We start from the raw sequence: 17,396 nt of genomic DNA, 5'->3' as shown, positions 1-17,396 counted from the left end.
TGCCGTGTATTTCGTCAGAGCAGCGCCCCTGTCATGGATCAGCAGTCCCCCAAGCCACGCAAGAGCATGCATGCCCAGATCGTCCAGGAGCTGGGCATGCACATTGTCTCCGGACGCCTCAAGCCGGAAGAACGATTGCCCCAGGAAGCAACGCTGTGCGAGACCTATCAGGTCAGTCGGTCGGTACTGCGCGAAGCCACCCGGGTGCTGAGCGCCAAGGGGCTGGTGTACTCCAAGCCACGGGTCGGCGCGCTGGTGCGCCCACGCTCGAAATGGCACTTGCTGGATCCCGACGTGCTGTCCTGGCTGATGCAGTCCACACCTCACAGCGAGTTCTTCAACACCTTGTCGGGCGTGCGCCGAATCCTTGAGCCGGAAATCGCCGCCATGGCCGCCACTACGGCGACCGATGCCGACATCGCGATCATCGAAAAAGCCTACCAGGCCATGGAAACGGCAACGACCCACGAGAACCTCTTGCAGGCGGACCTGGATTTTCACCATGCGATCGCCGACGCGACCCGCAACGACTTGCTCGCCTACATGTGCAACATGCTTTCGCTGCCGCTGCGCGAGTCAATCAGTATCACCAACCGGCGCCCCGACATTCAAAGGCTCAGCCTGCCCCGGCACAAGGCGATACTGACCGCCATCAAGAATCGTGACGCCCTCGGTGCCCGGCATGCCTCGCTGGTGCAACTTGACGACACCCGTGTCGCCCTGGATACCGTGATGAATGTCCTTACCCCGCTGTAACGCAGGCCCGGCTCAGGCCTTGGCCCCCAACTCGGCGGAAAGCCGGGCGGCGACCTGCTTGATCAGCGGAATCAGCTCGGCCATTTTCTCCAGCGGCATATAGGGTACGGTGCTGGCGATGCTGATCCCGGCGACGATTCGCCGGCTGGCATCGCGTACCGGCGCCGCGACACAGCGGATCGACGGTTCATTGTCTTCCAGGTCAAAGGCGTAGCCACCCGCCACGTACTCCAGCATGCGCTGCTGGAATTGCTCCCAGGTTGGCTCCGGGCGCTGCGGCCATAACACATTTTTCCCGTCCGCCGGCAAGCTGATCCGATACAGGCGCTGCCACTCCTGCGGCGAGTCATCGAGCATCAGCGCCTTGCCGATCCCGGTGCGCGCCAAGGGCATGCGATGGCCGACCCGCGAACGCATTTCCGGACCATTGCGCCCGGGATTCTTGTGCAAGTACAGCACGTCGTCGTCTTCACGAATCGCCAGGTGAATGGTATCGCCGGTCAACGCCGACAACTCGTCCAGATACGGCCCGGCCAGGGTCACCAGCGGCAGCGCTTCGCGCGCCTGGAAACCCAGCTCGATCAGCTTGGGCCCCAGCAGGTAACCGATTTGCGGCACCACCCGCAGATAGCGCTCCTCCACCAGGCAGCTGGCCAACCGGTGGGTGGTGCTGCGGGTGGTACCGATCAGCCGGGCAATTTCCTTGAGGTCGCGAGCACCACTGGCCACGGCCTGAACCACCCCCAGGCCGCGTAGCAGCGTCTGGGTACCTGTCGGCGCGGCGTCCTTGGCGTTTTTTGCGACGTCTTCCTGCATATCTGGCCTTCAACAATCAGCGAGGGAACCGGCGGCATTATGGTCGCCCGGTCTTGCGCTTGCCAGGGTCTGTACGAGAACTCGCCGAGCGGCGATCAGGCAAGGCAAAAACAGGCGAGGAAGCGGAGTTTACGGGTTGTAAATGAGCTTTCCGAGCCTGTTTTTAACGCAGCATGATCGTCGCGCAGGCAGTTATCGTACAGAGCCTAGAGCTCGATCCGCGCCACTTTGCCCACCAGCAACACATAGGACAGGGCGCCGATCAACGCCAGCGCGGCGATGTAGGTGATCGCCGGGGCGAAGGAGTCGCCGCTGGCGAGAAAGCCGATCACGATCGGCGTGGCGATCGCCGCCAGATTACCGATGCAGTTGAACACCCCGCCCGTCAGCCCCAACAAGCGTGCCGGTGCCAAGGTCGAGACCAGCGACCAGCTGATCGAAGCCAGCCCGTTGCCGAAAAACGCCAGCGCCAGGAAGGCGATCACCCACGGCGTCGATTCGACAAAGTTGGCACCGATGATCGAGGTGGAAATCAGCAACCCACCAATGATCGGCAACTTGCGGGCGAAACCGATCGTCGCGCCGCGGCGGATCAGCCAGTCAGAGAAGACCCCCGAGCAGAGCACGCCAATGAACGCCGCGAGAAACGGCAGCGACGCCAGCAGACCGGACTTGATGAAGTCCATACCGCGATACTTCACCAGATAGGTCGGAAACCAGGTCAGGAAAAACCACAACGTCGAATTGAGGCAGAACTGTCCGAGGTAGATGCCCCACAACTTGCGTTGGCTCAACACAGTGCCCAGGTCCGTCCAGCTGAACGGTGCCTTGCGCCGAGCCGTCTCGGCCTGGATATCGACCAGCCCGCCGCCCTCACGGATGAGCTCGACTTCCGCCAGATTGGCCCCCTTGAAATCCCGTGGCTCGCGATACACCGCGTACCACACGGCCGCCCAGAGAATCCCCACCACACCAGTGCTGACGAACACCATGTGCCAGCCGTATTGCTGTTGCAGCCAGGCCAATACAGGGGTCAGAAAGGCCAGCCCGACGAACTGCCCGGAGGTGTAGAAGCCGATAGCGGTCGCGCGCTCACGCTCGGGAAACCAGGTGGTCACCACCCGGCTGTTGATCGGATAGGCAGGCGCTTCCAGCGCGCCCACGGCCATGCGCAAAACGAACAGCGCGATGAAGCTGGCGGCGAAACCGAGCAGCACCGTGGCCAGCGACCACAGCAGCAGCGCGACGCTGTAAAGGATGCGCGGCGGCACCCGGTCCACCAGCCAGCCACCGGGGATCTGCATGGCGGCGTAGGTCCAGCCGAACGCCGAGAAGATCAGCCCGACATGGATCGGATCGATACCCAGTTCGCTGGTCAGCGCCGGGGCCGCAATCGACAGGTTGCTGCGGTCCAGGTAGTTGATCACCACGGTGATGAACAACAGGACCATGATGAAAAAACGCTTGCGGCTCGGCGTCACCAACGACGCCTGCCCGGTGAAAGTCTCAGGATGCATGGGGTGCCTCTTCTTATGATTATTGAGGGCGATACAAAGACTTGTGCTGATGCTTTGTGGGAGCGAGCTCGCTCGCGATTGGGCCGACCGGTATGCCTGAACATCCTCGCTGCACATGCCGCCGTCTTCGCGAGCAGCTCGCTCCCACAGGGGAACTACGTTGGGTCAGGCCACTATTACCACTCTGCAAAACTGCCATCGGCATGGCGCCAGATCGGGTTGCGCCAGCGGTGGCCGATGGCGGCGCGCTCGGCAACGTATTCCTCGTTGATCTCGATGCCCAGGCCCGGGCCGTTCGGGATCTTCACGAACCCCTGGTCATAGTCGAACACCCGCGGATCCTTGACGTAATCGAGCAGGTCATTGCTTTCGTTGTAATGGATGCCCAGGCTCTGTTMCTGGATAAACGCGTTGTAGCAAACCGCGTCCAGTTGCAGGCACGCCGCCAGGGCAATCGGGCCCAACGGGCAATGCAACGCCAGCGCCACGTCGTAGGCTTCGGCCATATTGGCGATCTTGCGGGTTTCGGTGATACCGCCGGCATGAGAGGCATCCGGCTGGATGATGTCGACATAGCCCTCGCTGAGCACCCGCTTGAAATCCCAACGGGAAAACAACCGCTCGCCCAGCGCAATCGGTGTGCTGGTCAGCGGCGCCAACTCTTTCAATGCTTCGTAGTTTTCGCTGAGCACCGGCTCTTCGATGAACATCAGCTTGTAGGCGTCGAGCTCCTTCATCAGCACCTTGGCCATCGGTTTGTGGACCCGGCCATGGAAGTCCACGCCGATTCCCACATTCGGTCCCACCGCATCACGCACGGCGGCGACATTGGCCAGCGCCAGATCGACTTTCTCGAAGCTGTCGACGAATTGCAGCTCTTCGGTACCGTTCATTTTCACCGCGGTGAAACCACGCTCGACGGCGTCCCTGGCAGCCCTTGCGGTGTCGGCCGGGCGGTCGCCGCCGATCCACGAATAGACGCGAATCCTGTCGCGCACCTGACCGCCCAGCAGATCGCTCACCGACACACCGAGGGCTTTACCCTTGATGTCCCACAGCGCCTGATCGATCCCGGCCAGGGCGCTCATGTGAATCGCGCCACCACGGTAGAAACCACCGCGATAGAGCACGGTCCAGATGTCTTCGATATTGCGTGGGTCTTTACCGATCAAGTAATCCGAAAGTTCTTCCACCGCCGCAGCGACGGTATGGGCGCGCCCCTCGACCACCGGCTCGCCCCAACCGGTCACGCCCTCGTCGGTTTCGACCTTGAGGAAGCACCAGCGCGGCGGAACGATGAAGGTCGTCAGTTTGGTGATTTTCATCTTCTGCTCTCTTTTTATTAATGCAGTCTTGATGGATGCAGCGCACGCGGCGCCAGACAAATCTCAGCGCAGCGCGTTCCAGGCCGCGACATACGCCCTGGCCCGAACGGCTACTTCCTCAGGCGTGAGTCCCGGCTTGAACAACCCGGAACCCAGGCCAAAGCCTTTGACGCCTGCCTCGACAAACGCCTGCATGTTGTCTGGAGTAATCCCGCCTACCGGCAGCAGCACGGTCCCGGCCGGCAGCACCGCCAACCAGGCCTTGACCACCGCAGGGCCCATTTGCTCTGCCGGGAACATCTTCAAGACATCGGCGCCTTCGGCCAGTGCAGCAAAGGCTTCGGTCGGCGTGGCAACGCCAGGCGACAAGTACAAACCCGCCGCCCTGGCCGCACGCAACACCTTGGGATCACTGTGGGGCATGACGATCACCTGGCCGCCGGCCGCCTTCACTTGCAGGACCTGTTCCGGGGTCAACACCGTACCGGCGCCGATCAGGCAATCGGCGGGCAAGATGCTGCGCAGGATGCGGATGCTTTMGTACGGTTCGGGGGAGTTGAGTGGCACTTCAATGACGCGAAAACCTGCCTGATACAACACCTCCCCGATGGCCGCCGCCTCTTGCGGGCGCAGGCCGCGGAGGATTGCGATCAGACCGTTTTTCGCCAGTGCTTGCTTGAGCATGTCAGACCTCTAGTCGGGTTGAACGGAAGTAGTTTTACCGAGCAGCCCGGCCGCGACCGCCAGTTGCCACAAACCGCGTTCGGTGGCTTGTTCGGCCAAGGTCACATGAGAAAAACCGCAGGTAGCGAGGGCTCGTTGATAGCGGGCACAGAGTTGGGCATTGCCGATCAGAACGATCGATGGAAGCTTTGCGCTGTGGCGGCGATGACGATGCACCGTTGCCAGCGCGGACAACTCATGACCAATCAATAGGCCAGACAAATAGTCCGGCTGTGCTGTGGCACTGAGCTCGCCGGTCAGGCCAAGGCTGCGTGCACTGAACAGCGTCGACAGCGGGCCGATCTCACCGTCCGCCGACAACGCCACCTGTACACCGCGATCAAAGGCCTCGCTGTCGAAGGCGGCGTCGCGCTGTTGCGTGCGCCCGAGAATGCTGTGCTCGCTGAGCACTGCGAATAGCTCGCCAGTCATGAACGTGTCGAAATGAGTGATACAGCCTTCGACCACTTCGACCCATTTCGAATGGCTGCCCGGCAGGCCGATCAGCAGATTGTCCCCTACCCCGACTGGCAGGTTTTGCAGCACGCCAAGGACCTGGGTTTCCTCGCCGCGCATCACATTCGGCAACCGCGAACGCTGGATGACGCCGGGCACGATATGCACATCGACGCCGCGCAGGCTGCGCACGGTTTGCAGGGACGTGCCGAGATTGGCGACATTCGCCGGCGTATCGCAGTAAGCCGCTTCACGCCAGCCCTGCGCACTGCCGACCATACCGCAGGCGATCACCGGAAGACCGGGCTGCGCATCGAGCCAGTCACCGCAGGCCTCATCGAACGCCAGTTCAAATCCGTCGGTGCATAACTGGCCGGCGATCACCCGCGGCGCTTTCGGCAACTGCATGATCCCCGACGCCAGCGAGCGCTGATCGAGAACACAACCATTCGGGCCAAGCTTGTACGCACGAAGGGACGTCGTCCCCCAATCGAGCGCGATCAATTGCGCCAGCATCGCTTCACCTGTTTTGTTTTTGGCAGTGAGTGAGCTGGACTATAAACCTAGCGGAAGAAAAATCTCAATATGTAAATTTAATTCCCACATATTGGGATTTGGTAAAAGCTATTCTTGATCTTTCGCTCCGAACCCGACGCTTTCTGAGCAACACTTCACCATCCCAGGTTCGCCCATACCGAGCCGATCGGTATCCCCCTCACCTGAATCACTGATGCTCAAATTCGAACCGTTCGTCCTGACGTAGGGGCGTTGCGTCCCTTTAAACTGTCAGTCTGACTGAAAGAGCCAACACCTTTATTTCTTGTTAATTGCTTTCAATAAGTCTGCCGTAGGAACGTGCATGATTTTTGAGAAGTAGGTCTTGTAGGGGGTGGTATGGACTCGAAACACGCAAGAAATATAATCTCGCTTGAGCAACAACGGCTTCAAGGTATCTCCCTCGAGATAGATCTCTCCCCCCTTGCCCTCTTCTGAGTCAGTGAAAATCATATTTGCCCTGTAGTTGGCCTGTCCCTTATCTTTGACCAACTCAACCAACCCGAAGCCTGATAGCTTAATGTGATGCGCCTGCGAAAAGTCGAGATCATCTTCCAGCGAACAAACTAGCCCCTCTCCAATCCGAGACTTGAACAAATCAAGAATTGCCACATCGGAATCGAAATAAACCTGATATATACCCGTTTTACGAAGCTCATCCACACTCAAATACTCAAGTGTAGCGATGGGCTTTCCATGATTCAGCGAGCAGGAAGCACACATCAACATAAATATTAGCAAAAGAAACTTATGCACTTCAATTCACCCCCTGAAATAGCTCAAAATTGATTCATTAAATATCTGTCGCGCAGACTTTCCACCGGGCAATGGCTTCAAAAACATCCTATCGGCATCCGCATGATTGACATCAACCCTCCCCATTACATTTGGCCCTTCCACCACCTCCCATTGCTCGCCAAAATCCGCAACAAGATCTGACACATTCCAGTCCACTGCAGCAGCTCGAATATTAATCCAGTAGTCGGCCTTTGGCTTTGGCTTCCTCCTAAAGATATTTGATATGCCAAAGACAATTTTCCCCTCTCCAACGGGATCTAAAGTAATCAACATTACTCACAGCAAACCCTTTATCAGTCAAAACACTAGAGAGGTGTGCACCATTCCAGCCACCAAGGCTATGACCAACAATATAAATCGCAGTAGAACAATTAGGAATTCTACTCAAGACATTCTTTTCAAGACCCTCATCATTAACAAATGCATTATAACCAAGAGCCCATGAAGGGCATCGCGCCAAAATCTCCAACTGCTTTGCATCGTCAACGGCAATTTTACGAACAGCGTCTATATTATTAGGTCCCGTACCATAATAACTTTCTTGGTCCCCAGCACCACCAATAAAGAATATAACTATGTCCCGTAACGCAATAGGTACCTGCTTCACGGAATTATCCGTCTTGCACGTCAGCGTATGAGTCTTCACTTCTCGTTTTGGCTGCTCTTGCTTCACCGCCGTGCTTTCACCCGCCATCCCCAATCACTCCACAAACAATTTAATGGTTTCAGCCAGATGTGAACTGACGGTATGGGTGAAGCCAGCAGCATCCGTGATGCCATGTTCTTCGCTGCCGTCGCCGCGCAAAATGGTGTAGGGATGGTTCGGAACCGGCTCTCCAGTCACCTCATTCGTAACCTGGAGCTTGTCCGTAAAATGCACCGGCATCGGCAGCAGCCCACTGAACGCGGCGCCTCCACCACTCTGGCCGATGATCACGGTGCCTGAGCCGCCAGTCACCACATTGCCGTGACCACCGGTGCTGCCAAGCATGGCGGCATTGAGGCCGTTGATGAATACCGTACCGGACACCTCTCCCGTGATTGGGCTACCGCAAGCAGACTTGTCAGTCATGCGCGCCGCGCCGAGGCCGTCGAAGAACACGTCCGAGGAGCCGGAGACAATCGGGTTGGTGCCATGGCCCGGCAACGGGCACGCGGTTGGGTCGGTTACGCGGGCAGTGGGTTTTCCACTCACGTCAAAGCTCCTTGCTTTTGGGTTTCAGGATGAAAGTGATAGATATCGATGTCGGTAGCGGCGAAGCACCAACGGTTTTCAACGGGATCGAACAACGCGTGATGGTCGCCACCAGGTAGTGGGACTGAAGACGAACCGAGCGCGCGCCACGCCTCGTCGACCTGCCATTGCAGATCGGCATGGGAGGCGCTGTCGAGTTCGTTGAGAAAGGCGTTGTAGTTGCGCTGACCGACTCGCTCATAAGCGGTTTGCAACAAACTGGCCATCTGTGGGCCGAAGTCCAGATGGTGGCTAGCTGTCCATTGGCCAATATCGGAATAGGCATACCAGCCCATCGGCAGCAATGCGCCGTCACTCAGTAACGGCAGCCCGCCCTGACTGCAAAACCGCAACTGACGTGAAGTGCCAGCCAACCTTGCTGCTCTTGAATAAACAGATTGGGGTTGAAACTGGACAGTGGCACCACGCGGTACTCATTGAGACCGACCGTGCGCACCATCAATTCGGCATCCAGACGCGACACGAACGCGCGAATGGCTTTGCTGCCAGCGCGGCTGACGGTACAAAGAATTTCTACAGACTGCTGAAGGATGACGTCAGTGGAGCCAAGGTTTTTCACCAGTCCATACAGACGCATTGACGCCCGAAATCCGCTCATCGCCGGTCACTCGTTGATGCGGCGAAGGCCCCACGGGCGCGGGGAAAATAGTGCCAAAGGCATTGCAGGTGTCGTCCGTGAGCGCGCAAAGGGCGAACAGAATGCCGGACTAATACGGTCTCCACAACTTATTCGCGAAGACCTTCAAACAGGTCCTCGCGACAGATCAATTGCCCTCGGCAAACTCACGCAACACATTGCCATCCATGCGATAACGCACCCACTCTTCCTGCGGCTGGGCGCCGAGGGATTTGTAGAAGTCGATGGCCGGGGTGTTCCATTCCAGCACGCTCCATTCGAAGCGGCCGCAGTCGTTGGCGCAGGCGATTTTTGCGAGGTGGCGCAACAGTTGTTTGCCGGCGCCGCCACCGCGTTGTTCGGGGGTGATGTAGAGGTCTTCGAGGTACAGGCAGTTGCTGCCGAGCCAGGTCGAGTAGCTGAAGAAAAACACCGCGAAGCCAATCGGCAAACCGTCGCGCAGACAGATCAGGCCATGGGCGGTGGCGCCTTCACTGAACAGGCTGCGCTCAATGTCGGTAACACTGGCGATGACTTCATGCCGGGCGCGCTCGTAGTCGGCGAGTTCGGTGATGAACGCGAGAATTTGTGGCGCATCACTGGGGGTGGCCGGGCGGATTTCGATCGACATGGACGTGCCTTGTGAACAGTTGAAACCGCCATACTATGTCGGCGATCAGCGCTCGTCACATGTCACTTCAAAACTTGATCTACGGGCGTCACCACAAAAGTGCTCCACCCAAAAGGATTGTTATGAGCCTCGCGGCCTTCGCCCCACTGCAAAACCTCGCCTCAACCTTACTGCCCCACGCGCTGGAGCCGTCCGAGGATAGCGCCCACGATCTGTCGCACTTGCAACGGGTGTGGCGCAACGTTCAGCAGATTCACACCGAAGTAGGCGGTGACCTTGAAGTGCTGCTGGCCGCAGTGTTGCTGCACGACTGCGTGGCGGTGGAAAAGAACTCGCCGCTGCGTTCTCGGGCATCGCGGCTGGCGGCGGAAAAAGCCTCGGCAATCCTCAGCCAGTTGAATTGGCCCATGCATAAAAGCGCGGCAGTCGCTCACGCCATCGAGGCCCACAGTTTTTCAGCGAACATCGCACCGATCACGATTGAAGCAAAAATACTCCAGGACGCCGATCGCCTCGACTCCCTTGGCATGCTCGGCGTTGCGCGCACGTTTTACATCGCCGGACGCATGGGTAGCACGCTCTACGACGCGCAAGATCCCACGGCAGCATCCCGCGAGTACGACGACAAGCGCTTCTGCCTCGATCACTTCCAGACCAAGTTGTTGCACCTCGCCAATGGCTTCCAGACACCGACCGGCAAGCGTCTGGCGCAGCGACGCCACGAACGCCTGAAGCGCTTCATGGACGAATTCATCGAGGAGATCGGTTTATCGCCCAGCGCTGCCTGAGGTGATTACTCCGATTTCCGCCATCCTTGAAACCGTTAAACCTTGCAACACTCCACAAGAGACATAGACCGTTCGTCGTGACTACGGCACCAATCAAAACGCTGACAACACCAATATCAGGTAACGGCTCTGGTTTTCTGGAGCCGCCACCCCTGATCAGACACGGGAGCATGACCATGACTCGTGGAAGCAAAGCCAAATACACTGCCGAACAGAAGCGCAAAGCTGCGCACATAGAGGCCAGCTACGAAGACAAAGGGATCTCCAAAGAAGAGGCCCAAGCCCGCGCCTGGGCGACAGTCAACAAACAATCCGGTGGCGGTGAGCGCGCAGGCGGGGCTGGTCGGACCAAACCTGCCGCCAAAAAAGCCTCCGACCGTCGGGAGTCGGCCAGACGCGCCGTCGCCACCCGCAAAGGGCTCTCACGAAACAGCAACGCGTCACGCGAGACACAGACCAAGGACAGCCTGATGAAAGAAGCCCGGGCAAAGAACATTCCCGGGCGCTCGACAATGCGCAAACAGGAGTTGATCGACGCATTGCGCAAGGCGGGCTAGAGAGAACAGAAGGCGACTTCCAAGGCGTCCCGCTCCTGCGGGAGATAAATGTGCAGGAGCGGGATTGTCCGTGATAGCAACTGCGCCTGCCGTTCAACCGTCGTTTCGGCCAACACGACACGAAGACCGGGGTCCCGCCCGGAGCAATTTGTACCATTGCGCTTTGTAAACTACGGTTAGCCGCGACAGATCAAGCAGTCAATAGCATCTGTTCCACTTGAATCCGCTATCGACAGGTATAAGCATGAACATGGATGCGTCTACGCAATACCCGATTGTTTTGGTTCACGGCCTTTTCGGTTTCGATACGATTGCCGGTTATCCCTACTTCTTCGATATCAAGGAAGCCTTGGAACACGCTGGTGCTCGGGTGTTTACGGTCAATATTCCAGCCGTAAACGGCAATGAGGAGCGCGGTGAAAAACTGCTCGAACAGGTCAACCGCATTTTGCAGGAAACAGGCGCCGCCAAGGTCAATCTGATCGGCCATAGCCAAGGTCCACTGGCCGCACGTTACGTAGCAGCGCTGCACCCGGAAAAGGTCGCGTCGGTCACCTCTGTCAGTTGTCCCAACCACGGCTCCGAGATTGCCGACCAATTGCATAAGGCGCTGACACCCGGAGAGTTGCCCGAAGCGTTCGTGCTGGCCTTGTTCAGCGCAGTCGGCACGTTCATTTCGCTGATCAGCGGCCACCCGCAAAACCCTCAGGACCCTCAAGCAGCTTTCGAATCGCTGACCAGCGCAGGGTTGGCTGAATTCAATCGCAAGTACCCGCAAGGGGTGCCGAAAGTCTGGGGCGGTGAAGGCAACGAAATCGAAAACGGCGTGTATTACTACTCCTGGAGCGGGATCCTGCAGAACTTCCAAACCCCGCAAATACTCGATCCGACCCACATCAACTGCATTGTGCTGTCGAAGTTATTTTATAAAGAGAAAAACGCCAACGATGGGTTGGTCGGACGATACAGCTCGCACTTGGGAAAAGTGATCCGCTCGGATTACCCCATGGACCACTTTGACGCCGTCAATCAAATGGCCGGGATCACCAGCTGGAACGTGAGCCCGGTCAGTCTCTATCTGGAACATGCCGCCCGGCTCAAGAGCAAGGGCTTGTAAGCCCATCGGCCATGGCCCGGTTTAAATACCGGGCCATTTTCCAGCGTACAGAAGCTCGGCGCGTTACGGCTCAAGGCCGATAGGGAAAAACTCGCCGCCGCTCCAGACACCCAACCAGCGCTGCCCGTCGATTTCGCGGGTCACGGCCAGTTCGACCAGTTGATAAAACACGTTGCGATGGATCAGCGCTTCAAGGTTGGTGCGTACATGCACGTAAGGCGCAGGCTCCTGGGTAACGGGATCGATCACTACCCGCAACGGATGCTCGGCACCCGCCTCGGATTGCTCATCAACGTTGGTGGTGAAGCGCAACAACTGGGCTTCACCCTCGCCTTCGACCTCCAGCGTCACGGCAATGAAAGGCGCGTCATCGACCTTGATCCCGACCTTCTCTACCGGAGTAATCAGGAAGTAATCATCGCCGTCGCGGCGAATGATGGTGGAGAACAGCTTGACCATCGGCTTGCGCCCGATCGGCGTGCCCAGGTAATACCAGGTACCGTCGCGGGCGATGCGCATGTCGATATCGCCGCAGAAGTCGGGGTTCCACAAATGGACCGGCGGCAAGCCTTTGGATTTGGGGATTTGCCCCAACAGATCGTTAGCTTTTTGCGGACCATTCATGCGGCTCTCCTGGTGAACTATTGATCGCTCATGCCCAGCAGGCTACGGGCGTATTGCGCCAGCGGCTGGGCGATCAAGTCTTCTGGCTTGTTGTCGTGGAACGTCAGTAAACCGCCACGACTCTTGATTCGTGCAGTATCGATCAAATACTGGGTGCTGGTCTCGATCAGCATGATCTGAATCACTCCACTGTCGATCCCCAGGCGATCCACGGCGCCCTGATCGAGCAATTCATCCGAGTTGCCGATACGGTCGTCGGCGTTGGCAAATCGAGTGTAAAGCAGGTAATGCGCGCCAGCCGCACGTGCCTCCCCCATAGCAGTGTCGAGACCTTCGGGGGCGCGGGCACGGCGAACCATCGGGAAATATTCGATGAAGCCGTTGAAGGCTTCTTCAGCGACCACGTTCGGCCGCGGATAGGCACTGCCCGGCGGTGCAAAAGCGCCTTGAGCGATGTAGATAAACGAGTCCGGCTGAATGCGCAGATTATTCACGCGACGGCTGTCACTGTGATCGAGCAGACCTGCGTCGCTCATGTGGTAGTGAATCCCCTCGCCCATGTCGCTGACATTCATGCAGCCGCCGAGCGCCAAAACGGCCAGCAGCAAAACCAGGCTACGCATCCTATCCTCCAGAGGCCGGTGACGGAAAACCGGCGAATGTCGGCAGGATGCAGCTTCCGCGCCAGTCCCTGAGGACTCGAACATTTCCGGATTCAGAATGAGGACCTGTGGCGAGGGAGCTTGCTCCCGCTCGGCGGCGCAGCCGTCGTAAAACGGGTAAATGCGGTATGCCTGACAGGTTGCGGGGATATGTTTTCAGGGCCGCTTCGCGACCCAGCGGGAGCAAGCTCTCCACAGAGATTAATCAGCCGCCGATGATCTTCATCACGGTCGCACCACCGGAAAATGCCACTTCCTGCTTGTCGCCCAGAGCTTTCACCAGCAGACGCTGGAGCGCCGGCAATGCTTGATGACGGGGTTTGTCCAGCAAGTCACCGACATAGTGGCGGTTACTCGACGACAGGCAGCCATGCAGCCAGCCAGTGGAGGACAGTCGCAAGCGCGAGCACGTGCGGCAGAACGGCACGCTTTCATTGGCGATCACGCCGAAATAGCCGCGCCCCGGAATTTCGTAACGCACTGCCGTGGCATCCACCGGCGCGTCGGCCTGCAGGTACTCATAGCGCTCGCCGATCAGACCCAGCAACTGCTTGAGGCTGACAAACTGCTGCAGGAATGCGTTCGAATCGCTGGCCAGATGGCCCATGCGCATCAACTCGATGAAGCGCAATTCATAACCGCGCTCCAGGCAATAATCGAGCAACGGCATCACTTGATCGAGGTTTTGCCCGCGTAACGGCACCATGTTGACCTTGATCTTCATGCCCGCTGCGCGAGCCTGGTCCATGCCGTTGAGCACGGTCGCCAAATCGCCACCGCGCGCAATGCTGCGGAACGCATCGGCGTCCAGGGTATCGAGGGAAACGTTGATTCGCCGAATGCCGGCATCCACCAGCAAGGGCAGTTTTTTCGCCAGCAACTGACCGTTGGTGGTCAGGCTGATGTCGGCAAGGCCCATCTGCCCGACAGCCGTCATGAAGGTTTCCAGCTTCGGGCTCACCAGCGGCTCGCCACCGGTGATGCGCAAGCGCTCGATGCCCGCGGCTTCGATCAGATAGGCAACACCGCGCGCCATGGCCTCGGCCGACAGTTCATCCTGCGCAGCCACCAGTCGCTTGCCATTGGGCACGCAATAGGTACAGGCGTAGTTGCAGGCGGAGGTCAGACTGACCCGCAAATTGCGGAACTGCCTGCCTTGTCGATCAACGATCATGGATCACTCCGGCGGAAGTAGATTCGGATGCGCTAAAACTTGACTCACAAATCAAGTTTTAGCAATACCTAAGCCTGAGTATATTCCTGGGGCACTGCGCCATACAGAGAAAACATGGCGCAATAAGGCATCTGAATGGTTCAGCTGCTCGGTGTGTCGGTATCACGCTTGCGCTTGTTGCCCATGCGCACGCCGATGTCCATCAGGAACTGGAAGAAACCTTCCTGATCTTCCAGCACGTTGCTCCAGAACGGCGAGTGATACAGCGCGACAGCGCCGTGCACCAGCGCCCAGGAAGCGCAGTAGTGGAAGTACGGCGGCACGTCTTCAAGCTTGCCTTCGCTGATGCGGCCTTTGATCAACAAGGTCAGGCGTTCGAAGTTGGAGGCGCGAATCTTGTGCAACTCCTCGACCATTTCCGGCACCTGATTACCCTTGACCACCTTCTCTTCCAGGCGATCGAACAACCGGTAACGTTGCGGATCGCGCATGCGGAATTCGAAGTAGGCCCGGGACAGGGCTTCCTTATCCTTATCGACATCGGCAGAGTGCAGCAGCTCGTTCAGGTCACGCTCGTAATCGAGCATCAAGCGCAGATAGATCTCCGCCTTGGACTTGAAGTGCTTGTAGATGGTGCCTTTGCCGATACCCACGGCATCAGCGATCATCTCGACGGTGACACTGTCTTCACCTTGTTCGAGGAACAGCTTGAGCGCGGTGTCGAGAATTTCTTGCTCGCGGCGACGAAACTCACGGACCTTACGAGGTTCTTTATGCATAAGAAAAGGTCTGTAGGGGTCAAAATACGAAGCCGCGTATTATGCCTAACTTGCGCCAAATTGCACGGATCATCCGACCATGACTATGTTTCTTGATGAATTTGTACAGGCTCCAGGCCTGCGTTATTTGAATCATGCAGCCGTTGCACCCTGGCCAAATCGCGCCGCCATGGCAGTGACACGCTTCGCTCAAGAGAACGTTTTACTGGGCGCACGGGACTATTCGGACTGGATGGACCTGGAACAACGCCTGCGTGAACGGCTGATGCGCCTGCTTAATGCACCGTCGACGGATGATGTGGCGCTGGTCAAAAATACTTCTGAAGCATTGTCTTTTGTCGCCTTCGGACTGCCATGGCAAAGCGGCGACCAGATCGTTATCAGCGATGAAGAATTCCCTTCCAATCGCATCGTCTGGGAAGCATTGGCGACACAAGGTGTGGAAGTGGTGCAGGCCAGTCTCACCGGTGATGACCCGGAAGGCGCCCTGCTGGCAGCCTGCGGACCGCGTACCCGGTTGATGTCGGTGAGTGCGGTGCAATTCGCCAGCGGTCTGCGCCTCGACCTGCAACGCCTGGGTGCCGGCTGCAAACAACAGAACGTGCTGTTTTGCATCGACGCCATCCAGCAGCTGGGCGCCCTGCCCTTCGACGTCCAGAGCTATCAATGCGACTTCGCCATGGCCGACGGCCACAAATGGCTGCTCGGACCAGAAGGCCTGGGGGTGTTCTATGTGCGCAGCGAATTGCGTGAACAACTGAAACTGCACGAGTTCGGCTGGCACATGCTCGAACACATGGGCGATTACACTCGCACCGGGTGGGAACCGGCCAAGAGTGCACGACGCTTTGAATGCGGCAGCCCGAACATGCTCGGGGCGATGGCGCTGGAAGCCAGCCTGTCGTTATTGGAAGAAGTCGGCATGGAGCAAGTCGCCGCCCTGATCGCCGAGCGAGTGAAATGGCTGCAGGACGGCCTGAGCGCAATTCCCGGCGTCAGACTGCATAGCCCGCTGAATCCGGCCCGGCGCGGGGGGATCTTTTCGTTCAGTATCGATGGCATCGATAATCAGGCTGTTTACGAGGCGCTGAAAGCCCAACAGGTAGTCTGCATCCCGCGCGGCCCAGGCATTCGCTTTTCACCGCACTTCTACACCGAAAAGCGCGTGATTGACGAAACTGTCGCCATTGTCGCGTCGATCGCCAAGCAGTGAGAACCCAAGCGAAGCGCCTGTATTCCAAATATGTTTAAGAAACAGCAGGGGCAAACTGGACTCGGCGCAATAGTGATCAATACTTGAACTGTCGGCGTGACATCTCCCCCAAGTGTTGCGCCGATGAAGGTACCAAAGGACCGCGTACCTTTGTTTTACTCCTAATGGTCTTAACCCGGATTCACCCCCCAGAACCCGGGTTTTTTTTGCCTGCGATTTGAGCCAGCGGCTCAACCGGTCAAATCGACTTGACGTGCGCCAACGGAAACAGCCGCTTGAAATTCTCCGTCGTCTGCTCGGCAAAGCGCTCGTAGGATTCGCCCCGCAACATGGCCAGGAACTCCGCCACATCCCGCACGTACTGCGGAAGGTTCGGCTTGCCGCGATGAGGGATCGGCGCCAGGTACGGCGAATCGGTTTCCACCAGCAGGCGGTCCGCCGGTACTTGCCGAGCCACATCGCGCAAGGCATCGGCATTGCGGAACGTCACGATCCCCGACAATGAAATATAAAACCCCAGATCCAGCGCAGCCTTGGCCATGTCCCAATCTTCGGTGAAGCAATGCAACACCCCGGCCTGCGGCAACGCGGCCTCACGCAATAACGCCAGCGTATCGGCGCGGGCGCCACGGGTGTGGACAATTACCGGCTTGCCAGTCTGCCGGGCCGCTTGCAGGTGCAAACGGAAAGACTCCTGCTGCAACTCGGCCGCTTCCGGCTCGTAGTGGTAGTCCAGGCCGGTTTCACCGATTGCCACCACCCGCGGGTGATTGAGCTCCTGCAGCAGCCAGTCCAACGCCGGCGCGGCGCCCGGCTGAACATCCAGCGGGTGCACGCCCACCGAACAATCGACGTCGTCGTAACGCTCGGCAAGGGCCTTGACGTCCTTGGCGTTGTCGACACTGACGCCGATACACAGAAAGTGCCCCACCCCGCGCTGACGAGCAGCGGCAAGTGCAGCATCCAGCGAGCCGTCGTGTGCGGCGAGGTCGAGACGGTCAAGGTGACAATGGGAATCTACGAGCATAAAAGAC

The 17,396-nt window shown here is 58.3% G+C and carries 21 protein-coding genes; 5 read left to right on the top strand and 16 right to left on the bottom strand.

Going from position 1 to position 17,396, the window contains the following annotated elements:
- Window positions 1-33: 33 nt before the first annotated feature.
- Window positions 34-756 (top strand): FadR/GntR family transcriptional regulator, encoded by a 723-nt coding sequence (locus tag AC1DHT_RS08735; protein ID WP_427528430.1) that lies wholly within the window; start codon window positions 34-36, stop codon window positions 754-756.
- Window positions 757-768: 12 nt separating this feature from the next.
- On the opposite strand, the gene AC1DHT_RS08730 is transcribed toward AC1DHT_RS08735, so the two are convergent.
- The 11 genes from AC1DHT_RS08730 to AC1DHT_RS08680 form a co-directional block, all read right to left on the bottom strand.
- Window positions 769-1,572: an IclR family transcriptional regulator gene (locus AC1DHT_RS08730; protein WP_427540466.1), complete on the bottom strand. Its 804-nt coding sequence runs from the start codon at window positions 1,570-1,572 to the stop codon at window positions 769-771.
- A gap of 206 nt (window positions 1,573-1,778) precedes the next feature.
- Entirely contained in the window at window positions 1,779-3,089 is a 1,311-nt protein-coding gene (locus AC1DHT_RS08725; RefSeq protein ID WP_427540469.1) for an MFS transporter, read from the bottom strand.
- A 176-nt stretch (window positions 3,090-3,265) separates the two neighbouring features.
- Window positions 3,266-4,414 carry a galactonate dehydratase gene (gene dgoD / locus AC1DHT_RS08720; RefSeq protein WP_477761326.1) on the bottom strand — a complete coding sequence of 383 codons (1,149 nt, stop codon included), beginning with the start codon at window positions 4,412-4,414 and terminating at the stop codon, window positions 3,266-3,268.
- A 63-nt stretch (window positions 4,415-4,477) separates the two neighbouring features.
- The gene (locus tag AC1DHT_RS08715; RefSeq protein WP_477761325.1) at window positions 4,478-5,098 is read right to left on the bottom strand and encodes a 2-dehydro-3-deoxy-6-phosphogalactonate aldolase; all 621 of its coding nucleotides are present in this window, start codon (window positions 5,096-5,098) and stop codon (window positions 4,478-4,480) included.
- 9 nt (window positions 5,099-5,107) lie between these two features.
- Window positions 5,108-6,109, bottom strand: coding sequence for a 2-dehydro-3-deoxygalactonokinase (locus tag AC1DHT_RS08710; protein ID WP_427540472.1), 1,002 nt, complete (start codon window positions 6,107-6,109; stop codon window positions 5,108-5,110).
- 297 nt (window positions 6,110-6,406) lie between these two features.
- Window positions 6,407-6,904, bottom strand: a complete 498-nt coding sequence (locus AC1DHT_RS08705; protein ID WP_427528441.1) for a hypothetical protein — start codon at window positions 6,902-6,904, stop codon at window positions 6,407-6,409.
- A gap of 250 nt (window positions 6,905-7,154) precedes the next feature.
- A complete protein-coding gene (locus AC1DHT_RS08700) occupies window positions 7,155-7,640 on the bottom strand; it encodes a hypothetical protein (RefSeq protein ID WP_427540475.1) in 486 nt (161 codons plus the stop codon).
- 6 nt (window positions 7,641-7,646) lie between these two features.
- Window positions 7,647-8,141 (bottom strand): PAAR domain-containing protein, encoded by a 495-nt coding sequence (locus AC1DHT_RS08695; protein ID WP_427540478.1) that lies wholly within the window; start codon window positions 8,139-8,141, stop codon window positions 7,647-7,649.
- On the bottom strand, window positions 8,138-8,554 hold the full coding sequence (locus AC1DHT_RS08690) for a hypothetical protein (RefSeq protein WP_427540481.1): 417 nt from the start codon (window positions 8,552-8,554) through the stop codon (window positions 8,138-8,140). Before AC1DHT_RS08690 ends, AC1DHT_RS08695 begins: the two co-directional genes overlap by 4 nt.
- A complete protein-coding gene (locus AC1DHT_RS08685; protein WP_427540484.1) occupies window positions 8,497-8,799 on the bottom strand; it encodes a hypothetical protein in 303 nt (100 codons plus the stop codon). Before AC1DHT_RS08685 ends, AC1DHT_RS08690 begins: the two co-directional genes overlap by 58 nt.
- 166 nt (window positions 8,800-8,965) lie before the next feature.
- Window positions 8,966-9,448, bottom strand: coding sequence for a GNAT family N-acetyltransferase (locus AC1DHT_RS08680; RefSeq protein ID WP_427528448.1), 483 nt, complete (start codon window positions 9,446-9,448; stop codon window positions 8,966-8,968).
- 122 nt (window positions 9,449-9,570) lie between these two features.
- On the opposite strand from AC1DHT_RS08680, the gene AC1DHT_RS08675 reads away from it, so the two are divergent.
- From AC1DHT_RS08675 to AC1DHT_RS08665, 3 genes are all read left to right on the top strand, one after another.
- On the top strand, window positions 9,571-10,236 hold the full coding sequence (locus tag AC1DHT_RS08675) for an HD domain-containing protein (RefSeq protein ID WP_427540487.1): 666 nt from the start codon (window positions 9,571-9,573) through the stop codon (window positions 10,234-10,236).
- A 176-nt stretch (window positions 10,237-10,412) separates the two neighbouring features.
- Window positions 10,413-10,793, top strand: a complete 381-nt coding sequence (locus AC1DHT_RS08670) for a Rho termination factor N-terminal domain-containing protein (RefSeq protein ID WP_427540490.1) — start codon at window positions 10,413-10,415, stop codon at window positions 10,791-10,793.
- A gap of 244 nt (window positions 10,794-11,037) precedes the next feature.
- Window positions 11,038-11,910, top strand: coding sequence for an esterase/lipase family protein (locus tag AC1DHT_RS08665; RefSeq protein WP_427528452.1), 873 nt, complete (start codon window positions 11,038-11,040; stop codon window positions 11,908-11,910).
- A gap of 63 nt (window positions 11,911-11,973) precedes the next feature.
- On the opposite strand, the gene AC1DHT_RS08660 is transcribed toward AC1DHT_RS08665, so the two are convergent.
- From AC1DHT_RS08660 to AC1DHT_RS08645, 4 genes are all read right to left on the bottom strand, one after another.
- Window positions 11,974-12,534: a DUF1285 domain-containing protein gene (locus AC1DHT_RS08660; protein WP_427540493.1), complete on the bottom strand. Its 561-nt coding sequence runs from the start codon at window positions 12,532-12,534 to the stop codon at window positions 11,974-11,976.
- 17 nt (window positions 12,535-12,551) lie between these two features.
- A complete protein-coding gene (locus AC1DHT_RS08655) occupies window positions 12,552-13,157 on the bottom strand; it encodes a DUF4823 domain-containing protein (protein ID WP_427528455.1) in 606 nt (201 codons plus the stop codon).
- A gap of 244 nt (window positions 13,158-13,401) precedes the next feature.
- The gene (locus AC1DHT_RS08650) at window positions 13,402-14,370 is read right to left on the bottom strand and encodes a GTP 3',8-cyclase MoaA (RefSeq protein ID WP_427540496.1); all 969 of its coding nucleotides are present in this window, start codon (window positions 14,368-14,370) and stop codon (window positions 13,402-13,404) included.
- Window positions 14,371-14,510: 140 nt separating this feature from the next.
- Window positions 14,511-15,149 carry a TetR/AcrR family transcriptional regulator gene (locus tag AC1DHT_RS08645; RefSeq protein WP_019689364.1) on the bottom strand — a complete coding sequence of 213 codons (639 nt, stop codon included), beginning with the start codon at window positions 15,147-15,149 and terminating at the stop codon, window positions 14,511-14,513.
- 79 nt (window positions 15,150-15,228) lie between these two features.
- On the opposite strand from AC1DHT_RS08645, the gene AC1DHT_RS08640 reads away from it, so the two are divergent.
- Window positions 15,229-16,362: an aminotransferase class V-fold PLP-dependent enzyme gene (locus AC1DHT_RS08640; protein ID WP_427540499.1), complete on the top strand. Its 1,134-nt coding sequence runs from the start codon at window positions 15,229-15,231 to the stop codon at window positions 16,360-16,362.
- A 238-nt stretch (window positions 16,363-16,600) separates the two neighbouring features.
- On the opposite strand, the gene AC1DHT_RS08635 is transcribed toward AC1DHT_RS08640, so the two are convergent.
- The gene (locus AC1DHT_RS08635) at window positions 16,601-17,389 is read right to left on the bottom strand and encodes a TatD family hydrolase (protein WP_427540502.1); all 789 of its coding nucleotides are present in this window, start codon (window positions 17,387-17,389) and stop codon (window positions 16,601-16,603) included.
- Window positions 17,390-17,396 lie beyond the last annotated feature (7 nt).

This window comes from Pseudomonas sp. 05N432 (assembly GCF_056396945.1).
Note: the sequence above shows the minus strand (reverse complement) of the source record. Positions and strands in the feature narration are given on the sequence as shown.

Bases quoted from the DNA above. Each gene is read 5' to 3' on its own strand.
- AC1DHT_RS08735 (WP_427528430.1), top strand. From the start codon at position 34: ATGGATCAGCAGTCCCCCAAGCCACGCAAGAGCATGCATGCCCAGATC.
- AC1DHT_RS08730 (WP_427540466.1), bottom strand. From the start codon at position 1,572: ATGCAGGAAGACGTCGCAAAAAACGCCAAGGACGCCGCGCCGACAGGT.
- AC1DHT_RS08725 (WP_427540469.1), bottom strand. From the start codon at position 3,089: ATGCATCCTGAGACTTTCACCGGGCAGGCGTCGTTGGTGACGCCGAGC.
- AC1DHT_RS08710 (WP_427540472.1), bottom strand. From the start codon at position 6,109: ATGCTGGCGCAATTGATCGCGCTCGATTGGGGGACGACGTCCCTTCGT.
- AC1DHT_RS08700 (WP_427540475.1), bottom strand. From the start codon at position 7,640: ATGGCGGGTGAAAGCACGGCGGTGAAGCAAGAGCAGCCAAAACGAGAA.
- AC1DHT_RS08685 (WP_427540484.1), bottom strand. From the start codon at position 8,799: ATGAGCGGATTTCGGGCGTCAATGCGTCTGTATGGACTGGTGAAAAAC.
- AC1DHT_RS08680 (WP_427528448.1), bottom strand. From the start codon at position 9,448: ATGTCGATCGAAATCCGCCCGGCCACCCCCAGTGATGCGCCACAAATT.
- AC1DHT_RS08675 (WP_427540487.1), top strand. From the start codon at position 9,571: ATGAGCCTCGCGGCCTTCGCCCCACTGCAAAACCTCGCCTCAACCTTA.
- AC1DHT_RS08670 (WP_427540490.1), top strand. From the start codon at position 10,413: ATGACTCGTGGAAGCAAAGCCAAATACACTGCCGAACAGAAGCGCAAA.
- AC1DHT_RS08665 (WP_427528452.1), top strand. From the start codon at position 11,038: ATGAACATGGATGCGTCTACGCAATACCCGATTGTTTTGGTTCACGGC.
- AC1DHT_RS08660 (WP_427540493.1), bottom strand. From the start codon at position 12,534: ATGAATGGTCCGCAAAAAGCTAACGATCTGTTGGGGCAAATCCCCAAA.
- AC1DHT_RS08655 (WP_427528455.1), bottom strand. From the start codon at position 13,157: ATGCGTAGCCTGGTTTTGCTGCTGGCCGTTTTGGCGCTCGGCGGCTGC.
- AC1DHT_RS08650 (WP_427540496.1), bottom strand. From the start codon at position 14,370: ATGATCGTTGATCGACAAGGCAGGCAGTTCCGCAATTTGCGGGTCAGT.
- AC1DHT_RS08645 (WP_019689364.1), bottom strand. From the start codon at position 15,149: ATGCATAAAGAACCTCGTAAGGTCCGTGAGTTTCGTCGCCGCGAGCAA.
- AC1DHT_RS08640 (WP_427540499.1), top strand. From the start codon at position 15,229: ATGACTATGTTTCTTGATGAATTTGTACAGGCTCCAGGCCTGCGTTAT.
- AC1DHT_RS08635 (WP_427540502.1), bottom strand. From the start codon at position 17,389: ATGCTCGTAGATTCCCATTGTCACCTTGACCGTCTCGACCTCGCCGCA.